Genomic DNA, 17,516 nt, shown 5'->3' with positions numbered 1-17,516 from the left:
AACTGTTTCCTAATTTAAATGAAAACGGTTAAGTCCATTCATTCACTATATCCTCTGCACACATTACAAGTTTTGCGCCGTTCTGAATCAAGAAATTTGTGCCAGCTGCACAATCTTCTAGGATAGATCCTGGAATGGCAAAGACGTCCCTTCCTTGTTCCAGTGCTTGATCGGCTGTTATAAGCGAACCGCTTTTAGTTCTTGCTTCAGCAACTAGAGTTGCTTTGCCGAGACCGCTAATTATACGGTTACGCAATGGGAAATGCCAGCGCTTTGGCTGAACAAAAGGCGGAAACTCTGAAATAAGTATGCCTTGACTGCTAATTTCTTCTGCCAGTTTGTTATTTTCGGTGGGATATACGCATTTTATTCCAGAACCTAATACTGCTGCCGTTCGCGTTCCATTTACTAGACTTAACCTGTGCGCATATGTATCTATTCCCCTTGCAAGCCCGCTGACGACCACCCATCTATCCTTCAGCAGAGGCGAAAGAACCTTGCTTAACGCACCCAATCCATCAGAACTGGGGTTTCTCGTCCCTACCACACTTATTATTTTATCCTGTTTAAGCGTACTCCAATCTCCTCTTCCATAAAGTACCCATGGGGGATCAAATATTGTTTTCAGGCTAGGCGGATAATCTTCATGAAAATAAGGTATTGCAGATATCGAATTTTTCTTTAAAACATTCATTATGTATGTACTATTCTTTTGATTCATAAAGGTATATAAACGCACTGCCATCTTCTCGCTTAATTCAAAAGACTTCATCAGGCTCTTAACATCCATTTTAAATATATCAGCTAATTCCGGATCGGCTGTTAAAATATTCTTGAAATGATTCCATGTAAGTCCTTCACAATGATGAAGAAAGATTAAGCGTTCATAATCCAAATCCTTTTCCTCCTCATGAATCAATGTTTATTAAAGTGAAAAAGCCCCCTATTTCTGGGAGCTTCTCACGATGTTAGAGATGCAGTACACACCTCTTGTGGTATTTATGCTTTTGATGCTTTTTCTTTGTTTGTAACGCAAACGTCGTAAAGATCGTTTTCTTTAAGTGCTTCAACTAAAGTTTCACCCATTACTGAAGGTGTTGCTGCAACTTTAATTCCGCATGCCTTCATTGTTTTGATCTTTTCGTCAGCAGTACCTTTACCGCCAGAAATAATCGCACCGGCATGGCCCATACGTTTTCCTGGTGGTGCTGTTTGTCCGCCGATGAAGCCGACAACAGGTTTAGTCATATTAGCTTTTACCCATTCTGCAGCTTCTTCTTCAGCAGTTCCGCCAATTTCACCAATCATGATTACTGCATACGTATCTTCATCTTCATTAAACGCCTTTAGAACGTCAATAAAGTCAGTCCCGTTAACTGGGTCTCCACCGATACCAACAGCTGTAGATTGTCCAATTCCGCGCTCTGAGAGCTGATGTACAGCTTCATATGTTAAAGTTCCAGAACGAGAGACAACACCTACGTGTCCTTTAGTGTGGATATAGCCCGGCATGATACCAATCTTACATTCTTCAGGAGTGATTACACCTGGGCAGTTTGGTCCAACTAAGCGAGTCTTCTTGCCTTCCATATAGCGCTTAACTTTTACCATATCCATTACAGGAATACCTTCTGTAATACAAATAGCAAGATCAAGTTCTGCATCAACAGCTTCGATGATTGCTTCCGCAGCAAATGCTGGAGGAACATAAATAACAGAAGCGTTTGCTCCAGTTTCTTTAACTGCATCAGCAACTGTGTTGAATACAGGAAGTCCTTCAACTTCAGTTCCGCCTTTACCAGGTGTAACTCCGCCCACAATTTTCGTACCATATTCAAGCATTTGTTTCGTATGGAAAAGACCTACGGAACCTGTAATACCCTGAACGATGACTTTTGTGTCTTTATTTATAAAAATGCTCATGCTTTAAATTCCCATCCTTCCTGCAATGTTTTCTTTATTACTTAACTAATGCGACGATTTTTTCTGCACCGTCAGCCATTGAATCAGCAGCTGTAATATTAAGTCCGGATTCTTTTAAGATCTTTTTGCCAAGATCAACGTTTGTACCTTCTAGACGAACTACTAGAGGCAACTCAAGACCAACTTGTTTAGTTGCTTCCACAACACCATTTGCAATGATGTCACATTTCATGATACCGCCAAAGATGTTAACGAAAATCCCTTTAACATTTTTGTCAGAAAGAATAATCTTGAATGCTTCAGTTACTTTCTCAGTTGTAGCGCCGCCCCCAACGTCAAGGAAGTTAGCAGGGTCTCCGCCATAATGCTTAATGATGTCCATTGTAGCCATTGCTAGTCCAGCACCATTAACCATACACCCGATATTTCCATCAAGTGAGATATAGCTTAGATCATATTTAGATGCTTCAATTTCTTTTGGATCTTCTTCTTCTAAATCTCTGTATTCTAAGATGTCTTTGTGACGGTATAAAGCATTTGAATCGAAGTTCATTTTCGCATCAAGTGCCATTACGCTGCCGTCTCCAGTAACAACTAATGGGTTAATTTCAGCGATAGAGCAGTCTTTTTCTACGAATGCAGTATATAATCCCATCATGAACTTCACTGCTTTGCCTACAAGTTCAGTTGGAATGTTAATGTTATAAGCTAAACGTCTTGCCTGGAATGCTTGAAGACCGATTGCAGGGTCAATTACTTCTTTGAAGATTTTTTCAGGCGTTTTTTCTGCCACTTCTTCAATCTCAGTACCGCCTTCTTCAGATCCCATCATAACTACACTGGAAGTTGCACGATCAAGCACCAGACCAATGTAATATTCCTTTTTAATGTCACAGCCTTCCTCGATAAGTAAGCGCTTAACTTCCTTACCTTCTGGGCCAGTTTGGTGAGTTACTAGAACTTTACCTAAAATTTCATTTGCGTATGTACGCACTTCATCAATATTCTTGGCAACTTTTACGCCACCCGCTTTACCGCGGCCGCCTGCATGAATCTGTGCTTTTACAACAGATACAGCGCTCCCCAGTTCTTTAGCAGCTTCTACAGCTTCTTCAACTGAAAATGCTACTTTTCCGTTTGGAACAGCCACACCATATTTTCTAAGTATCTCTTTACCTTGGTATTCGTGGATATTCATTTACTCTCCATCCTCCTATCATGGTGAAAACTTAAAGTACCGTTATCATTGTATAAGACCAAGCGTCTTATGTCTACTATTCTTCAGAAAATTGCAAGCGCATACAGGTTTTATGTCCAAATAAAAAACCAAAACCTTCGTGATACGGTTTTGGTTTTACTGCTTTTTGTCTTTGGAAAATAGGAGCTTCCAAAGCTTATTTCATTTGTTTTTCTCGTTTTCCTGTTTTTTTATTAGCTTAGGTGTAATTGCTTCTTTTTCCGCAGCAGGACGGTACAGTCCAAATTCTTCAGCCATCTCTTCTCTAAATTGATTAACTAATTGCTCAGATTGTTGTACTACAAGTTTGTTTTTTGGCATTGTGCACACTCCTTTATGTTAGCAATGCCCGTTTAAGCAAGAATTATGTTTATCATTTTGCTTCTTGATCGATTTGATAGATAAAAGCAAAAAGTTCAGCAACTACTTCATACAGCTCCTCTGGTATGCTTTCATCGATTTCTAATTTTGATAATAAGTGCACAAGTGAAGGGTCTTCCTGAATCGGGATATTGTGCTCTGATGCAGTTTGAACGATCCGCTCAGCCGTTTCACCTTTTCCTTTGGCCGTAACTATGGGAGAACTTGATTCTTCGGGATTATATTTAAGTGCTACAGCTTCTTTTATGTTTTTCTTCATATACGCATATCCATCCCTTTATATCCTGTGTTTGACTCAGGGCTTTTTATTTCATTTTTTGGCTTTTGCGCAAAAGTAATCGAAGATAGCGTATAGTTCATTTCACTTAAGCTTTTCTTTAAAGATGGAAGAAAAGCTTTTGAAAGATTCTCGATTAGAGGGTGACCGTTAAAAACTTTTAACGATAAAATTCTGTTTTGAATCTGAACATCAACTGCAATGTCTTTTAAATTTTTCATCTCCAGCCAAAACAGCATTCTGCAATGGTCGGGATCTAACGATTGACTGTTTTGTTTTTTCCCTTCCCACCGGATAGAAATTTCTCTTGGGTTTTCATTCTGGCCAAGTGGAATCTGCAAAACAAACTGCTGCAGATGTTCGTTAGATGGGATGTTTTGTAGCTGCTGACTCGTAAGCTTGTTAAGCGCTTGTTCAGCTTTTACTGAAATACTTTCAGGAAGTCCAAGAGATTCTGTATTTTGCTTTAAAGAAATAATGTGTGATTTTAAGTTTTCTGTTTGCGTTAATTGAACTGGATCTTTTAATAAATTCTTTTCATGCAGCAGCCCGGACTTTTGAAACCATTTTTGAACAGCTTGTAATAACTCATTTGAAGCCTGGCGTTTTATATCATTAACTGAAGCTTCCGCTCTTTGTCCTGCAGGCTGATTTATTTGGATTGTTTTTGCTTCATCCTTTGTTTCACTACTAAACCCTTTTATTTCTATACCAGAATTTCCAGGGTGAACTGAAGGTTCTTTTGATACATGTATAATGTTTGTCGAGCTAGCAGACACTTGTGAACTTTCTTTTGGTTTTGAATGATTGGTTTTAAAGCCATATAAGCTTTGAAGCAGATCCAAAGTTTTTGCTATGCTTTTATCTTTATGTATATAAGGTGTAAGAGACTCGAACAATTGACGCATCTCAGCTTGATCTGTTTTTTTTTGAATACTTGCTATGACTGCATTAACCGAAACAGGCTTAGCTGGGAGCTGAAGTTCTTGCATTCGATGAATGACTTCTTTCTTATTTTTAAAAGGTATGTTTGCTGTAAGCTGAAGGATTTCAGCAACCTGTTTAATATTTTCTTTTGTTACTGGCATTTTTTCAGAGACAACAAATTCTGCAGCTTTTTTGTTATTTTCGGTTTGTGGAAGATTTAACTTTTGCAGAATTTGTTCAGTTGTTGATTTTAAAGGATCTACATCTATTTTTTTTAAGATTACTGTCCCGTTTTTGTCCCCAACTTCAAACAAGTAGTGATTCCCTTTTGTTAAAGGAGCCTCTAATTTGGCATGCAAAGCTGCACCATTATATAAAATTTTTGCCGTTTGATCGGGAAAAATCTCCAAAATTTTAGCAGTTAACAATTGGTTTAGTTTCAGGCTTATGCCTGTTACTGAATTTTGTGCAAGCGGCTGTGGATTGATGATGTTGTTAATGGATAACACCTTATTCACTCCCGGTAAACTGAATAATTTCTCCTACTGGACTAAACGTTTTGCGATGTATTTCAGTTGCCCCGAATGTTCTCAGCGCTTCTAGATGCTCTTTTGTGCCATAGCCCATATTTGATTTAAAACCATAATGAGGATACATTTGGTCAAGCTTCTTCATGTATCGGTCCCGTGTAACTTTTGCAACAATAGAAGCTGCTGCAATAGAGATGCTTTTTTCATCTCCTTTTATAATTTTCATCTGATCAAACGGCAGAGGGATTTCCATAGCATCGATCAAAAGCTGATCTGGCTGAACCTTTAGCTGGCAAACTGCCTCAGTCATGGCCAGTTTAGATGCCTGATAGATGTTGATCTCGTCGATCTTGTCAGGCTGGACTAAATAAATACTATAGCAAACAGCATCTTCTACGATTCTTTCATATAAATCTTCTCGTTTTTTTTCTGATAGTTTTTTGGAGTCATTAATACCATTTAGAATATAGCCTTCTGGTAAAATAACGGCTGCAGCTACTACAGGTCCTGCTAACGGGCCTCGGCCAACTTCATCGACACCAGCGATAAAATTTTTGCCATTTGCAGTGCATTGTTTTTCAAAACTGCACATGATTTCAAGCCTTCTTAACTCCGCTTCCGCTTCCATCAAACGGCTTGTATATGTTTTAAATAATTTTTTAGCACCTTGTCTATCATCAGAAGCAAGAAGCTTAAGAAGGTCCCTGATTTCTTCGGTAGAACTGTCCCTTAATTTCTGATCCCATTGTTTTATAGATAGCTTCATTTTTATTCACACTCTTTATGTATTATTTATCGGCTCGCTAATCTGTCTTTTAAGACTTTATCGATTCAAAGAAAACAGGCACATAAAATATACGCGCCTGTTATACCAACTTATTCAGTTATTGCTGATGGCAGTTCATAAGACAAGCGGCCCAATTTTTCTGAACGAAGGTCGCGAAGCACAATCTCTGCTGTTTTTTCGAGATCAACTTCACCACCGCTCATGATGCATCCTCTTTTTTTGCCGATCTCTTCAAATAAACGAAGAGGGTCATCGGGTATGTCTGATAATTTATATCGCTCAACAAGACGTTCTTGATAATGTTCGTTTAAATATTTTACAGCAAATAATACAACTTCTGTAAAATCAAATAACGTTTCTTTAATCGCTCCTGTTACAGCAAGCTTGAGACCTATTGACTGATCCTCAAACTTTGGCCATAGAATACCTGGTGTATCCAGGAGTTCAAGAGTCTTACCTGCTTTGATCCACTGTTGTTTTTTTGTTACGCCTGGCTTATCGCCAGTTACAGCAATGTTCTTACCTGCCATCCTGTTAATAATTGTAGATTTCCCGACATTAGGGATCCCAACGATTAAAGCACGAACAGCTCGCGGTTTAACAATTCCTTTTGCTCTCATCTTATCGAACTTTTCTTTTACAAGTTCGTGTGCAATAGGTTCTATTTTTTTTATCCCTTTTCCGTCTTGTGAGTTTATTGCCAGAGATGGAATTCCTTTATCTGAAAAATAGCTTTGCCACATTGACGTTACTTTCGGATCAGCCAGATCTGCTTTGTTCAATAGAACAATACGCGGCTTTTCTCCAAGTATCTCATCTATCATCGGGTTTCGTGAAGCTAATGGAATTCTGGCGTCTACAAGTTCGAAAACGACATCGATCATTTTAAGTTTTTCAGTTATTTCCCGGCGCGCTTTTGCCATATGGCCCGGAAACCATTGAATGGTCATGTTATTTCACCCTACTTTACAAATCCTATATCCGATAACGGCCAGAAACGGAATGATGCTTTTCCTAAGATTTCATCTTCATTAACAGTACCTATGTTCCGGCTGTCACTGGAGTTCCGGCGATTATCACCTAGAACAAACAATTGTCCTTCTGGAACCTTCTGTTTAGCTGTCACTTCCAGTAAAGTGAAATCATAAGTGAAATTTCCGTCTTTTGTTTTTTTCTTATATGCTTCTAAGTATTCTTCTTTCACCTTTTTGCCATTCACATAAAGAGTATCATCTTTATACTCGATTGTATCTCCTGGCAAACCAATTACTCTTTTTATGTAATCTTTTTCTTCTGTAGCGTGAAAGACTACAATGTCAAATCTGTTTGGTTCTCCAATCATATAGCTGAACTTATTAACAATTAATCGATCTCCATCATGAAGAGTCGGCATCATTGACTGTCCATCTACTACCACAGGGGCAAAAAGAAAGAACCGGATGATACCTGCCAATAACAATGCTGCAGCTAATGCTTTAATCCATTCCCACGTTTCGTTTTTTGTACGAGCCATTCTTAATCCTCACCATCTGTAGAAATTCCTTACTTATAATATGGAAAAAGGAGCTTGAGTAAGTCAAGCTCCTTTCGAGAATTATTAGCGAATTTCTTTAATACGAGCTGCTTTACCACGAAGTGCACGCAAGTAGTATAGCTTAGCACGGCGTACTTTACCGCGACGTACAACTTCAAGGTTCGCAATCTTAGGTGAATGTACAGGGAACGCACGCTCCACACCTACACCGTAAGAAATTTTACGAACAGTAAACGTTTCAGAAATCCCAGACCCACGCTTTTTGATAACAACACCTTCAAAAAGCTGGATACGCTCACGAGTACCCTCGATTACTTTCACGTGTACACGTACAGTGTCACCTGAACGGAATTTTGGTAAATCTGATTTTAATTGATCTTTTGCAAGATCTGCAATAAGCTGTTGCATAGTTTATTGCCTCCCTTCCCATAGATGTTCTTGCGTGATAATCAAGCAGCGGAACACCGGATTAAACGGGCATAAGCCACAAACAATATAATACCATATAAATCAGACGAGTATCAAGTTGTTTTATTATCTTTTATTTCTTTCAGCCAATTTTCTTCTTCCTTGGATAACTCTATGTTCTCTAAAAGATCAGGACGTCTTTCGTATGTCCGTTTTAAAGACTCTTTTTTTCGCCATTCTTCAATATTTTTATGGTTTCCAGACATAAGAACATCAGGAACCTTCATACCCCTGAAGTCTGCCGGCCTCGTATATTGAGGATGTTCTAATAGACCTGTACTGAATGAATCCTGAAGATGTGATTCTTCTTTTCCAAGTACACCAGGAAGCAATCTTGATACGGCGTCAATCACTACCATCGCACCAAGTTCTCCGCCTGTTAAGACATAGTCGCCGATTGAAATCTCATCTGTTACTAAATGTTCTCTGATTCGCTCGTCATACCCTTCGTAATGGCCGCATAAAAAGATAAGGTGTTTTTCTTTAGAGAGTTCTTCCGCTTTCTTTTGAGAAAACCTCTCTCCTTGTGGACAAAGCAGTATGATCCTTGGTTTCTCAGATGTTTCTTTCTTTAGGGTTTCAACTGCATCGAATAACGGCTGGGGAGTCAACACCATCCCAGCTCCTCCGCCATAAGGGTAATCATCTACATTTCTATGCTTGTTTGTTGAGAATTCGCGGAAATCGAGTACCTGAAACTGAACCGCACTTTTTTCTTGTGCTTTTTTTAAAATAGACTGGCCGAAAACACCTGAAAACATATCTGGAAACAGGCTTAATACATCTATTTTCATTTAGAAAAGTCCTTCTAAAGGTTCGATTGAAATCTTCTTAGCTTCTAAATCAACCGTTTTAACAACGGATGGGATATAAGGTATCAAAATGTCCGAGCCGAACCCTTTGCGTTTTACTACCCACACATCATTTGCACCTGGCGATAAAATTTCTTTCACTTTCCCCAGTTCTTCGCCATCAACCGTAAAAACAGCACACCCAATGATGTCATGATAAAAGAACTCGCCTTCTTCTAAGGACACTTGCTGTTCTTTTGGAACTTTTAACAAATACCCTTTAAAGGGTTCAACATCATTAATGTTGCCTAAACCTTCAAACGTTAGGAGATCAAACTGTTTATGTTTCCGATGAGCTTCAATGGTTACAGGAATAAGGTTTCCTGGTTCTTTTTCTACATATAAAGTGTTGCCTATCTTATATCGTTCTTCCGGAAAATCTGTTCTTGAAATAACACGTACTTCTCCTTTAATGCCGTGTGTGTTGACGATCTTTCCGACGTTCAGCCATTTTTCCATAATTTTAAAACCTTCTCTCGTACGACTTATTCTTATTATTATCTAGTCTAAAGTTTATCATAAATGCAATTATGTATACTCTTTTAGCTTTAGCTATTAGAAGTAGTTGATTTCCGTTCCAGGTGCTCGCTTTCCGCGGGGCGTGCGGTGAGCCTCCTTAGCGCTTTGCGCTTACTGAGTCTCACCTGTCCCGCTGGTCCCGCAGGAGTCTCGCACCTTCCACTCCAATCAACTTATCAAGGAAGAGTAATCATAAAAGCAATGCCAAAACAACAAGAATTTTTAACCCACCCAATATAAAAAAAGGAAGAGGGAGTCCCTCATCCTTTTTAAACGATTTCGATTGAAATCCTTTTATTTTGATTCGTGCCTGCTGCATTTACAACAGTACGAATCGCTTTGGCCACTCTTCCTTGTTTGCCGATTACTTTCCCCATATCAGTCTGGTTCACGGATAACTGATAAACAAGGCGGTGTCCTTCTTTTACCTCTTTGACGCTAACTTCCTCTGGGTGATCAACTAGAGCTTTCACAATCGCTTCGATCAACTCTGTCATATCAGTTCCCCTTCGTCAAAATTATTTTTGGTTTTTAGCGTTATGGAATTTCTCCATAAGACCAGCTTTTGAGAATAGGTTACGAACTGTGTCAGATGGCTTCGCACCATTTGTCATCCACTCAAGAGCTTTTTCTTCGTTAATTTTAACTTCAGCTGGGTTAGCAACTGGGTTGTAAGTTCCGATCTCTTCGATGAAACGTCCATCACGAGGAGAACGAGAATCTGCTACTACTACACGATAAAAAGGAGCTTTCTTAGCGCCCATACGTTTTAAACGAATTTTTACTGCCATTATAACTTGCACCTCCGAAAATAGTTCACACAAAATAATATGATAGTATAAATTGACAGGTTTGTAAACCTGAAAATTCAGTTTACATAAAAGGGAATTTAAATCCACCTTTTTTCTTCTTGCCATTCATCATTCCGGACATTTGTTTCATCATTTTCTTCATGTCCTCGAATTGTTTGATAAGGCGGTTTACTTCTTGTACTGATCGTCCGCTGCCTTTAGCGATACGTCTTTTACGGCTGGCATTGATAATCTCTGGCTGTTCTCTTTCATGAAGAGTCATCGAACGAATGATAGCTTCAACGTGACCGATTTGTTTTTCATCGATCTGTACGTTCTTAAGACCTTTCATTTTGTTCGCGCCAGGAAGCATGCCAAGCACTTCATCTAATGGTCCAAGATTCCTTACTTGTCCCATCTGATCAAGAAAATCATCAAATGTGAACGACATATCACGCATCTTCTTCTGAAGGTCACGTGCTTTCTCTTCATCTACTGAGGACTGCGCCTTTTCAATAAGTGTCAGCATGTCGCCCATTCCTAAAATTCTAGAAGCCATTCGATCCGGATGGAACGGTTCAAGAGCATCCATCTTTTCACCAAGACCTACAAATTTAATAGGAAGTCCTGTAACAGCTTTGATTGAAAGCGCGGCACCACCGCGTGTGTCACCATCAAGCTTTGTTAGAATGACACCTGTAATTCCAAGTGCTTCATTAAAACTTTCTGCAACATTCACTGCGTCCTGACCTGTCATCGCATCCACAACAAGGAAGATCTCATCAGGTTTTGCTGTTTCTTTAACCTGTTTCAATTCATCCATAAGCATTTCATCAATGTGCAAACGCCCGGCTGTATCAATGAGTACATAGTCATGATGCTCTTCTTTAGCTTTCGCAATCGCTGATTCAGCAATTTTTACGGGACTCACTTGGTCTCCCATTTGAAATACTGGAAAATCAAGCTGTTTTCCGAGTGTTTCTAACTGCTTTATCGCAGCGGGACGGTATATGTCAGCTGCAGCAAGAAGCGGTTTGCGATTTTGTTTTTTACGCAAATGATTCGCAAGCTTTCCTGTAGTAGTTGTTTTACCTGCACCTTGAAGACCAACCATCATAATAACCGTCGGGGGCTTGTTGGAAACAGCAATTTTGCTCTGTTCTCCGCCCATCAATGCTGTAAGTTCATCATTAACCACTTTTACAACTTGCTGTCCAGGTGTCAGGCTTTTTAGTACTTCCTGACCAACTGCACGTTCAGATACCTTTTTCACAAAATCTTTTACCACTTTAAAGTTAACATCCGCCTCAAGAAGAGCAAGGCGTACTTCCCTCATCATTTCCTTTACATCCGCTTCATTTACTTTCCCTTTTCCGCGAATTTTTTGTAAAGTGTTCTGAAGACGGTCGGCTAAACCTTCAAATGCCATCTCACTGAACGCCTCCTATTCCATATTTTCAAGGCGATCGATAATTGCAATTACGTTATCAGGTTCAGTTTTCAGCAGCTCTCTTAAAGATGACAGCAACTGATCACGTTCCTGAAACTTTGCAAAAAGCCCTAACTTCTCTTCGTATTCTTCCAGCATCGCCTCTGTCCGTTTAATATTATCATAAACGGCCTGGCGGCTGACATTATATTGTTCAGCAATTTCACCGAGAGAATAATCGTCTAAATAATATAAGCCCATATAATTCTTTTGCTTAGGGGTTAACAGTGATTGGTAAAAATCAAAAAGATAATTAATTCTCATCGTTTTATCAAGCATACTTTCACAACCCTTGTTAAGTGAAATGCCTTTACGTGAATACTATACAACCATAAAAAATAGATGTCAAGTTTTTTTCTTAACAGAATAACTTGTTAGTACCAGCATTCATTACACTACACATGCCGTAGTGCTCCTCTTTTAAGTTAAGATGGATGCAAAGGCTGTAGCTACATAAATTCGCTGAAGTTTACATGAGATAAACAGACTCTGTATATTAATTTCCGTGAAATGTTAAATCATGTGATGGCCGCTCGTTTTTATTTGATTGTGTCCATTTTTCATGTGATTATTGCGCTTTTTTATATGATTTATGACTCTTTTTATGTGATCAAAAATTTCGCTTTTAAAATGTGTCTTCCTCAAACGGAATTTGACTTTTTTATCATTCCAAAAAAAAGAAGCAGATATCACTCTGCTTCTTCTGTTCCAGCGAATAATCCGTATACAAACTGTTCCGGATCAAATTCCTGAAGGTCATCAATTTTTTCGCCAAGTCCTACAAATTTCACTGGGATATCCAGTTCGTGGCGGATTGCAAGGACGATACCGCCTTTTGCTGTTCCATCAAGTTTTGTTAAAACAAGTCCTGTAACATCTGTTGATTGCCCAAATGTTTTAGCCTGGTTCATCGCGTTTTGTCCGGTCGTTGCATCTACAACCAGCAGCACTTCGTGTGGCGCGCCGGGTATTTCGCGTTCGATCACTCGTTTTACTTTTGAAAGTTCGTTCATTAAGTTTACTTTATTTTGGAGTCGGCCGGCTGTATCACATAGAAGCACATCAGCTTTTCTTGATTTGGCTGCCTGTATGCTGTCATAGATTACGGCAGCCGGATCTGCACCTTCATGATGTTTGATAACGTCAACTCCTGCACGCTCTCCCCATACTTCCAGCTGATCGATCGCACCTGCACGGAACGTATCTCCAGCAGCTAGAATAACTTTTTTGCCATCATTTTTGAGCTGGTGGGCCAGTTTCCCAATCGTAGTTGTCTTCCCCACTCCGTTAACACCAACGAATAATATGACTGTCATGCCATCTGCTTGTAAATTCAGCTTGTTGTCACTATCATCTTTTTGAAGCATTTCAGCAAGCTTTTCTGTGATCGATGAACGAAGCTCTTGAGGATTCTTAATATTCCTTGTACGAGCAACATCTTTTAGTTCATCAATGATATCAAGTACTGTATGCACTCCCACATCTGCACCGATTAAGATCTCTTCAAGTTCTTCAAAAAACTCTTCATCTACTTTACGATACCTTTTTAACAAGTCATTTACTTTAAATGAAAAAGAACTCCTTGTTTTTTCTAATCCATCTTTAAATTTTTCAGAAGAGGATTCTGATGGTTGATTCGAAAATTTTTCTTTTAGCTTCTTTAAAAAACTCACTTTTTTTCCTCCCTACGATGTTACCAGTTCTTTAGTTTCTTCTAAGCGTACTGAAACTAGTTTGGAAACTCCAGATTCCTGCATGGTCACCCCATACAACACATCGGCTTCCTCCATTGTACCCTTTCGATGGGTTACAACGATAAACTGTGTTTCTTTGCTAAATGCCCGCAAGTACTTTGCAAAACGGTTAACGTTTGCATCATCCAATGCGGCTTCTACTTCATCCAAAATACAAAACGGAACAGGACGTACCTTAAGGATAGCAAACAATAGTGCTATTGCAGTTAATGCACGCTCTCCTCCAGATAACAACCCTAATTGCTGAAGCTTTTTACCAGGAGGCTGCGCCATTATATCAACACCTGTTGCAAGCATGTCGTCCGGCTGAGTCAGCACAAGGTCTGCGCGGCCGCCGCCGAATAACTCTTTGAAGATGACTCCAAAATGCGATCGGATGGATGTAAAGGTTTCTTCAAAACGATTCTTCATTTCTTCATCCATCTCAGAGATTACGCCATACAGTGTATTTTTAGCTTCCGTCAGGTCATCCCGTTGTTCTGTAAGGAAATTAAAACGCTGACTGACTCTGTCATATTCCTCAATGGCACCGATGTTTACAACACCAAGCTCTTCAATCGCCATTTTGATCAGCTTTACTTTTCTTTTAGCATCTTCTAACGGCATCTCAAGTTTATGTTTTTGTTTAGCACCTTCATATGACAGTTCATATTCTTCTCGGAGATGGGTCAATCGGGTTTCAAGTTCCACATCAAGTCTGTTTATGCTCACTTCTTCCGTTCTTAATCCATCACTCAATTGTTTGTATTGGCGCTTCGCTTCCTTAAGCTCAACTTCCATTTCTTCGATAGAGCGGAATGACTCTGTTCTTTCTTGTCTGCGTTCAGCTATCAGTTTTAATGCAGTATTTTTTTCATGTCTCTTTTGCTTAATCTGTTCATCGAGGGAATCTTCACCAGACGAGCTTGAATTCATTTCTTCTTCAAGAAGCCAGTAATCTTCCTCTGTTTCCTTGCTTTTTGCACGAACACCTGCAAACTCTTCTTCAATACGCAGACTTTTTTCTTTTTGATTTGCCACTTGCTGTTCAAGTTCGGCAGCTTTAATTTTTAATTGTGTCAAAGTTTCTCTAAGCTCTTCTTTAGAAGACTGATGCATCTTCTTCTTTTCTGTTAAGTCTGCGATTGTTTTCTCCAGTTCATTTCCTGATTTCACAGCTTTCTCAAGCCTCTTCTTAAGATTCGTTAATCTCGTGTCAGCAGCCGATCGCTCAGACTCAAACGTATGTTTTTCACGATCATACAATTGCAGCCTGTCGTTTAAACCCTTTTCTTGAATCTCAATCTCACGCAGATTACTTTTGAGTTCTTGTTCAAGTTCTCGTAGTTGCTCACCTTCAGTTTGAAGACTGTCTAATGCTTCTTTGTTTTTTGTAACTTTTGCTTTTAGATTAGTAACTTTTTCTTCTAAGCTAAGAGTTTGTTTCTCCATTGCAGCTAATTTTTCAGTCAGTACTTCAACTTCTCTTTGTCTGCTTAAAAGAGATGAACTCTTCTGTTTGAGGCTTCCCCCAGACATTGAACCGCCTGGGCTGACAACATCCCCTTCAAGGGTAACTATTCGATAGCGATAGTTCACTTGCTTTGCAATCGCATTTGCTCCAGCTAGGTCCTTGGAAATTATAATGTTGCCTAATAAGTTCCCAACTATGTTCTTATACTTTTGATCAAATTGCACGAGGTCAGCTGCGACTCCAACAAAAGAATCAACTGTGCGTGCATTATGAACATCCGCACTTGAAACATTGCGGCTTTTAATTACGTTTAACGGTAAGAATGTTGCTCTGCCAGCTCTTGTTTGTTTTAAGAATTGGATGGCTTTCATTGCGTTCTGTTCGTGATCGACAACAACATGCTGCATAGAAGCCCCTAAAGCTGTCTCAATAGCAGTTTCAATCTCAGGCGGAACAGAAAGAAGTTCGGCTACGGCACCTTCAATTCCTGATAACCTCGTCTCCTTTGCCTTTAAAACTTCTTTTACTCCTTGCATAAACCCGGCATATTCATCCTGCATCGATTCTAGCATTTCTTTCTTTGATTTGAATTGCTGGATATACTGATAAGCCTGATACAATTTCTCCTGACTTAAACGGCTTTCTTGTTCTTCTAAAGAAACTACGGATTTTAAGTTCTGGTACTCTTCCTGTTTCTTCTTCAGTTGAGTTTCAGCTTCTTTATAGCTCTTCTCCGCCTGTTCTTTCGTCTCCTTTAATTCTTCCCTTTGCTGAAGATATCTATTGTTTTCTTCATCCAGCCTGTTGCTTTTGAAGTTTTGCTGTTTAGACTGATCCTCAATATAACGCATTTCATTTTTGATAGTCGTTTGTTCATTTAGGCGTTCAAAATAATCACTTTTTAGTTTTTCAAGCTCTGCTTCCACATCCATTTCAAGGACAGTCAGGCGGCTTTCTTCCTCAGCAACTTGTTTTCGAACAGTTTTCAATTGCTTTTCTTTATCTGCTAAAATACTTTTCTCTGAGAGCAATTGTGTTTCTAGTTGTTCTTTTTTTACTTTCAGTTTTTGAATCTGATCTAAAAGTGAAGTTTTATTCTGATCATAGTTCTTCTTTCTCTCTTTTAAAACTTCTTTTTTTCCTTCAAGTTTTTCCAGCGTTTCACTTGCTGAGAGAAGAGCTCCCTGAAGTTCATCAATAGATTCATCCATCGCCTGCATATCAAGTCTGGCTCTTTCAATCGCAGATTCACCCTGCTTAACTTTTACGGAAAGTTCAGATTCTTGTTTCTGTAATTCTGCTACCCATGTTTTTTGTTTTTCCCAGCGTTCGTGAAGGTCTTCTATCTCCTGAACTAGAACAGCAGTCTCAACGATTTCTAATTCCTGCTTCTTCTCAAGATAATCTTTTGCAATAGATGCTTGTATTTTTAGAGGTTCAACCTGCCCTTCAAGTTCATGAAGGATGTCTTCAACCCTGTTTAAGTTTTCCTGAGTTTCAAATAGTTTTTGTTCAGCCTTTTGTTTTCTTGTTTTATATTTTAAAACTCCTGCGGCTTCTTCAAAAATCTTTCTTCTCTCTTCAGATTTACTGCTTAAGATTTCTTCTACCCGGCCTTGTCCAATAATAGAAAAAGCTTCTCTTCCAAGTCCGGAGTCCATGAATAATTCAACAATGTCTTTTAAGCGGCATTGCTGCTTATTGATCAAGTATTCACTATCCCCTGAGCGATAAACTCTTCTTGTAATAGAAATCTCATTATAATCAAGCGGAAGATGCTGGTCTTCGTTATCTAAAGTGAGAGTTACTTCAGCGACATTCAACGGTTTGCGGTTATCGCTGCCGGCAAAAATGATATCCTCCATCTTAGATCCGCGTAGCGACTTGGCAGACTGCTCGCCAAGCACCCATCTTACAGCATCTGATATATTGCTTTTTCCGCTTCCGTTCGGCCCAACTACAGCAGTTACTCCCTGAACAAATTCTACTTGTATCCGCTCTGCAAATGATTTAAATCCTGCTACATCAATTCGTTTGAGGAACATCTTTAAATCCCCCTTTTTTCCTGCTTTATATAAGCGTTCGTGTTCAAACGGTTATTTCAGTATTTTTAGATTTAGCTGTTTTCGTAAACTTTGTTGTTATTTGAAAGGGTTGATTTCCGCTTCAGGATGCTCGCTTTCCGCGGGGCGTGCGGTGAGCCCACTCGTCGCTTTGCGACATTGAATGGTCTCACCTTTCCCGCTGATCCCGCAGGAGTCTCGCACCTTGTGCTCCAATCAACTTGTCGACGAAGGGACTTCAAAAAAACAATCTATTTGAAAAGAGCCTTAGATTAAATTCTGTTAGATACTCTAGCTAGAAGAACCTGCTCCCGAGACCCCTCTGTGAAGAACGAGTAACAAGGCTTAGTAGTCCATCCCCAGGAAGGTAAAAGATTTCATGTCATCTTATGAAATTCATCCCTAGCAGTTAACAGAGCCTTAAATTATGTAAAAAAAATTCTTTAACTGTTTTATTTTATCATAGATTTACTCTCTCATAGTCACAAAGATTACAGTATGCTAAAATAGAGAAAGTTAATTGAACGGCCCT

General features: G+C 39.3%; 18 protein-coding genes. All 18 read right to left on the bottom strand.

Annotation, left to right across the window (positions count from 1 at the left end; all coding sequences use genetic code 11):
* Positions 1–28: 28 nt before the first annotated feature.
* The 18 genes from dprA to smc all read right to left on the bottom strand — a co-directional run bounded on the left by dprA (position 29) and on the right by smc (position 16,966).
* Positions 29–895, bottom strand: a complete 867-nt coding sequence (dprA, locus tag ACFQ4X_RS06380; protein WP_379833787.1) for a DNA-processing protein DprA — start codon at positions 893–895, stop codon at positions 29–31.
* A gap of 104 nt (positions 896–999) precedes the next feature.
* The gene (gene sucD / locus ACFQ4X_RS06375; protein ID WP_066289375.1) at positions 1,000–1,923 is read right to left on the bottom strand and encodes a succinate--CoA ligase subunit alpha; all 924 of its coding nucleotides are present in this window, start codon (positions 1,921–1,923) and stop codon (positions 1,000–1,002) included.
* Between the two features lie 37 nt (positions 1,924–1,960).
* Entirely contained in the window at positions 1,961–3,121 is a 1,161-nt protein-coding gene (gene sucC, locus ACFQ4X_RS06370; protein WP_379833785.1) for an ADP-forming succinate--CoA ligase subunit beta, read from the bottom strand.
* Positions 3,122–3,322: 201 nt separating this feature from the next.
* Positions 3,323–3,481 (bottom strand): small, acid-soluble spore protein, alpha/beta type, encoded by a 159-nt coding sequence (locus ACFQ4X_RS06365; RefSeq protein WP_139343058.1) that lies wholly within the window; start codon positions 3,479–3,481, stop codon positions 3,323–3,325.
* Between the two features lie 52 nt (positions 3,482–3,533).
* Positions 3,534–3,800: an EscU/YscU/HrcU family type III secretion system export apparatus switch protein gene (locus ACFQ4X_RS06360; RefSeq protein ID WP_379833783.1), complete on the bottom strand. Its 267-nt coding sequence runs from the start codon at positions 3,798–3,800 to the stop codon at positions 3,534–3,536.
* Positions 3,797–5,254, bottom strand: coding sequence for a DUF6240 domain-containing protein (locus tag ACFQ4X_RS06355; RefSeq protein ID WP_379833782.1), 1,458 nt, complete (start codon positions 5,252–5,254; stop codon positions 3,797–3,799). Before ACFQ4X_RS06355 ends, ACFQ4X_RS06360 begins: the two co-directional genes overlap by 4 nt.
* Position 5,255: 1 nt before the next feature.
* Positions 5,256–6,041 (bottom strand): ribonuclease HII, encoded by a 786-nt coding sequence (locus ACFQ4X_RS06350; RefSeq protein ID WP_379833780.1) that lies wholly within the window; start codon positions 6,039–6,041, stop codon positions 5,256–5,258.
* Positions 6,042–6,151: 110 nt separating this feature from the next.
* Positions 6,152–7,012, bottom strand: a complete 861-nt coding sequence (gene ylqF / locus ACFQ4X_RS06345; RefSeq protein ID WP_379833779.1) for a ribosome biogenesis GTPase YlqF — start codon at positions 7,010–7,012, stop codon at positions 6,152–6,154.
* An 11-nt stretch (positions 7,013–7,023) separates the two neighbouring features.
* A complete protein-coding gene (lepB, locus tag ACFQ4X_RS06340) occupies positions 7,024–7,575 on the bottom strand; it encodes a signal peptidase I (RefSeq protein ID WP_379833777.1) in 552 nt (183 codons plus the stop codon).
* Between the two features lie 84 nt (positions 7,576–7,659).
* Entirely contained in the window at positions 7,660–8,004 is a 345-nt protein-coding gene (gene rplS, locus ACFQ4X_RS06335) for a 50S ribosomal protein L19 (protein WP_066289359.1), read from the bottom strand.
* Positions 8,005–8,117: 113 nt separating this feature from the next.
* On the bottom strand, positions 8,118–8,858 hold the full coding sequence (trmD, locus tag ACFQ4X_RS06330; protein ID WP_379833776.1) for a tRNA (guanosine(37)-N1)-methyltransferase TrmD: 741 nt from the start codon (positions 8,856–8,858) through the stop codon (positions 8,118–8,120).
* A complete protein-coding gene (rimM, locus tag ACFQ4X_RS06325) occupies positions 8,859–9,374 on the bottom strand; it encodes a ribosome maturation factor RimM (protein ID WP_379833774.1) in 516 nt (171 codons plus the stop codon). It lies immediately after the preceding gene.
* 329 nt (positions 9,375–9,703) lie between these two features.
* Complete coding sequence (locus tag ACFQ4X_RS06320; protein WP_077361335.1) at positions 9,704–9,931, bottom strand: KH domain-containing protein; 228 nt, start codon at positions 9,929–9,931, stop codon at positions 9,704–9,706.
* A gap of 21 nt (positions 9,932–9,952) precedes the next feature.
* Positions 9,953–10,225, bottom strand: a complete 273-nt coding sequence (gene rpsP, locus ACFQ4X_RS06315) for a 30S ribosomal protein S16 (RefSeq protein ID WP_066393596.1) — start codon at positions 10,223–10,225, stop codon at positions 9,953–9,955.
* Positions 10,226–10,307: 82 nt separating this feature from the next.
* The gene (gene ffh / locus ACFQ4X_RS06310; RefSeq protein ID WP_379833772.1) at positions 10,308–11,654 is read right to left on the bottom strand and encodes a signal recognition particle protein; all 1,347 of its coding nucleotides are present in this window, start codon (positions 11,652–11,654) and stop codon (positions 10,308–10,310) included.
* Positions 11,655–11,669: 15 nt separating this feature from the next.
* Positions 11,670–11,993, bottom strand: a complete 324-nt coding sequence (locus ACFQ4X_RS06305; protein WP_130295710.1) for a putative DNA-binding protein — start codon at positions 11,991–11,993, stop codon at positions 11,670–11,672.
* Positions 11,994–12,403: 410 nt separating this feature from the next.
* Positions 12,404–13,387 carry a signal recognition particle-docking protein FtsY gene (gene ftsY, locus ACFQ4X_RS06300; RefSeq protein WP_379833770.1) on the bottom strand — a complete coding sequence of 328 codons (984 nt, stop codon included), beginning with the start codon at positions 13,385–13,387 and terminating at the stop codon, positions 12,404–12,406.
* A 12-nt stretch (positions 13,388–13,399) separates the two neighbouring features.
* Positions 13,400–16,966 carry a chromosome segregation protein SMC gene (gene smc, locus ACFQ4X_RS06295; protein WP_379833769.1) on the bottom strand — a complete coding sequence of 1,189 codons (3,567 nt, stop codon included), beginning with the start codon at positions 16,964–16,966 and terminating at the stop codon, positions 13,400–13,402.
* Between the last annotated feature and the right edge of the window lie 550 nt (positions 16,967–17,516).

It is taken from the genome of Fictibacillus halophilus (genome assembly GCF_042680145.1).
In the GTDB taxonomy this organism is placed as follows: domain Bacteria; phylum Bacillota; class Bacilli; order Bacillales; family Fictibacillaceae; genus Fictibacillus; species Fictibacillus halophilus_A.
Note: the sequence above shows the minus strand (reverse complement) of the source record. Positions and strands in the feature narration are given on the sequence as shown.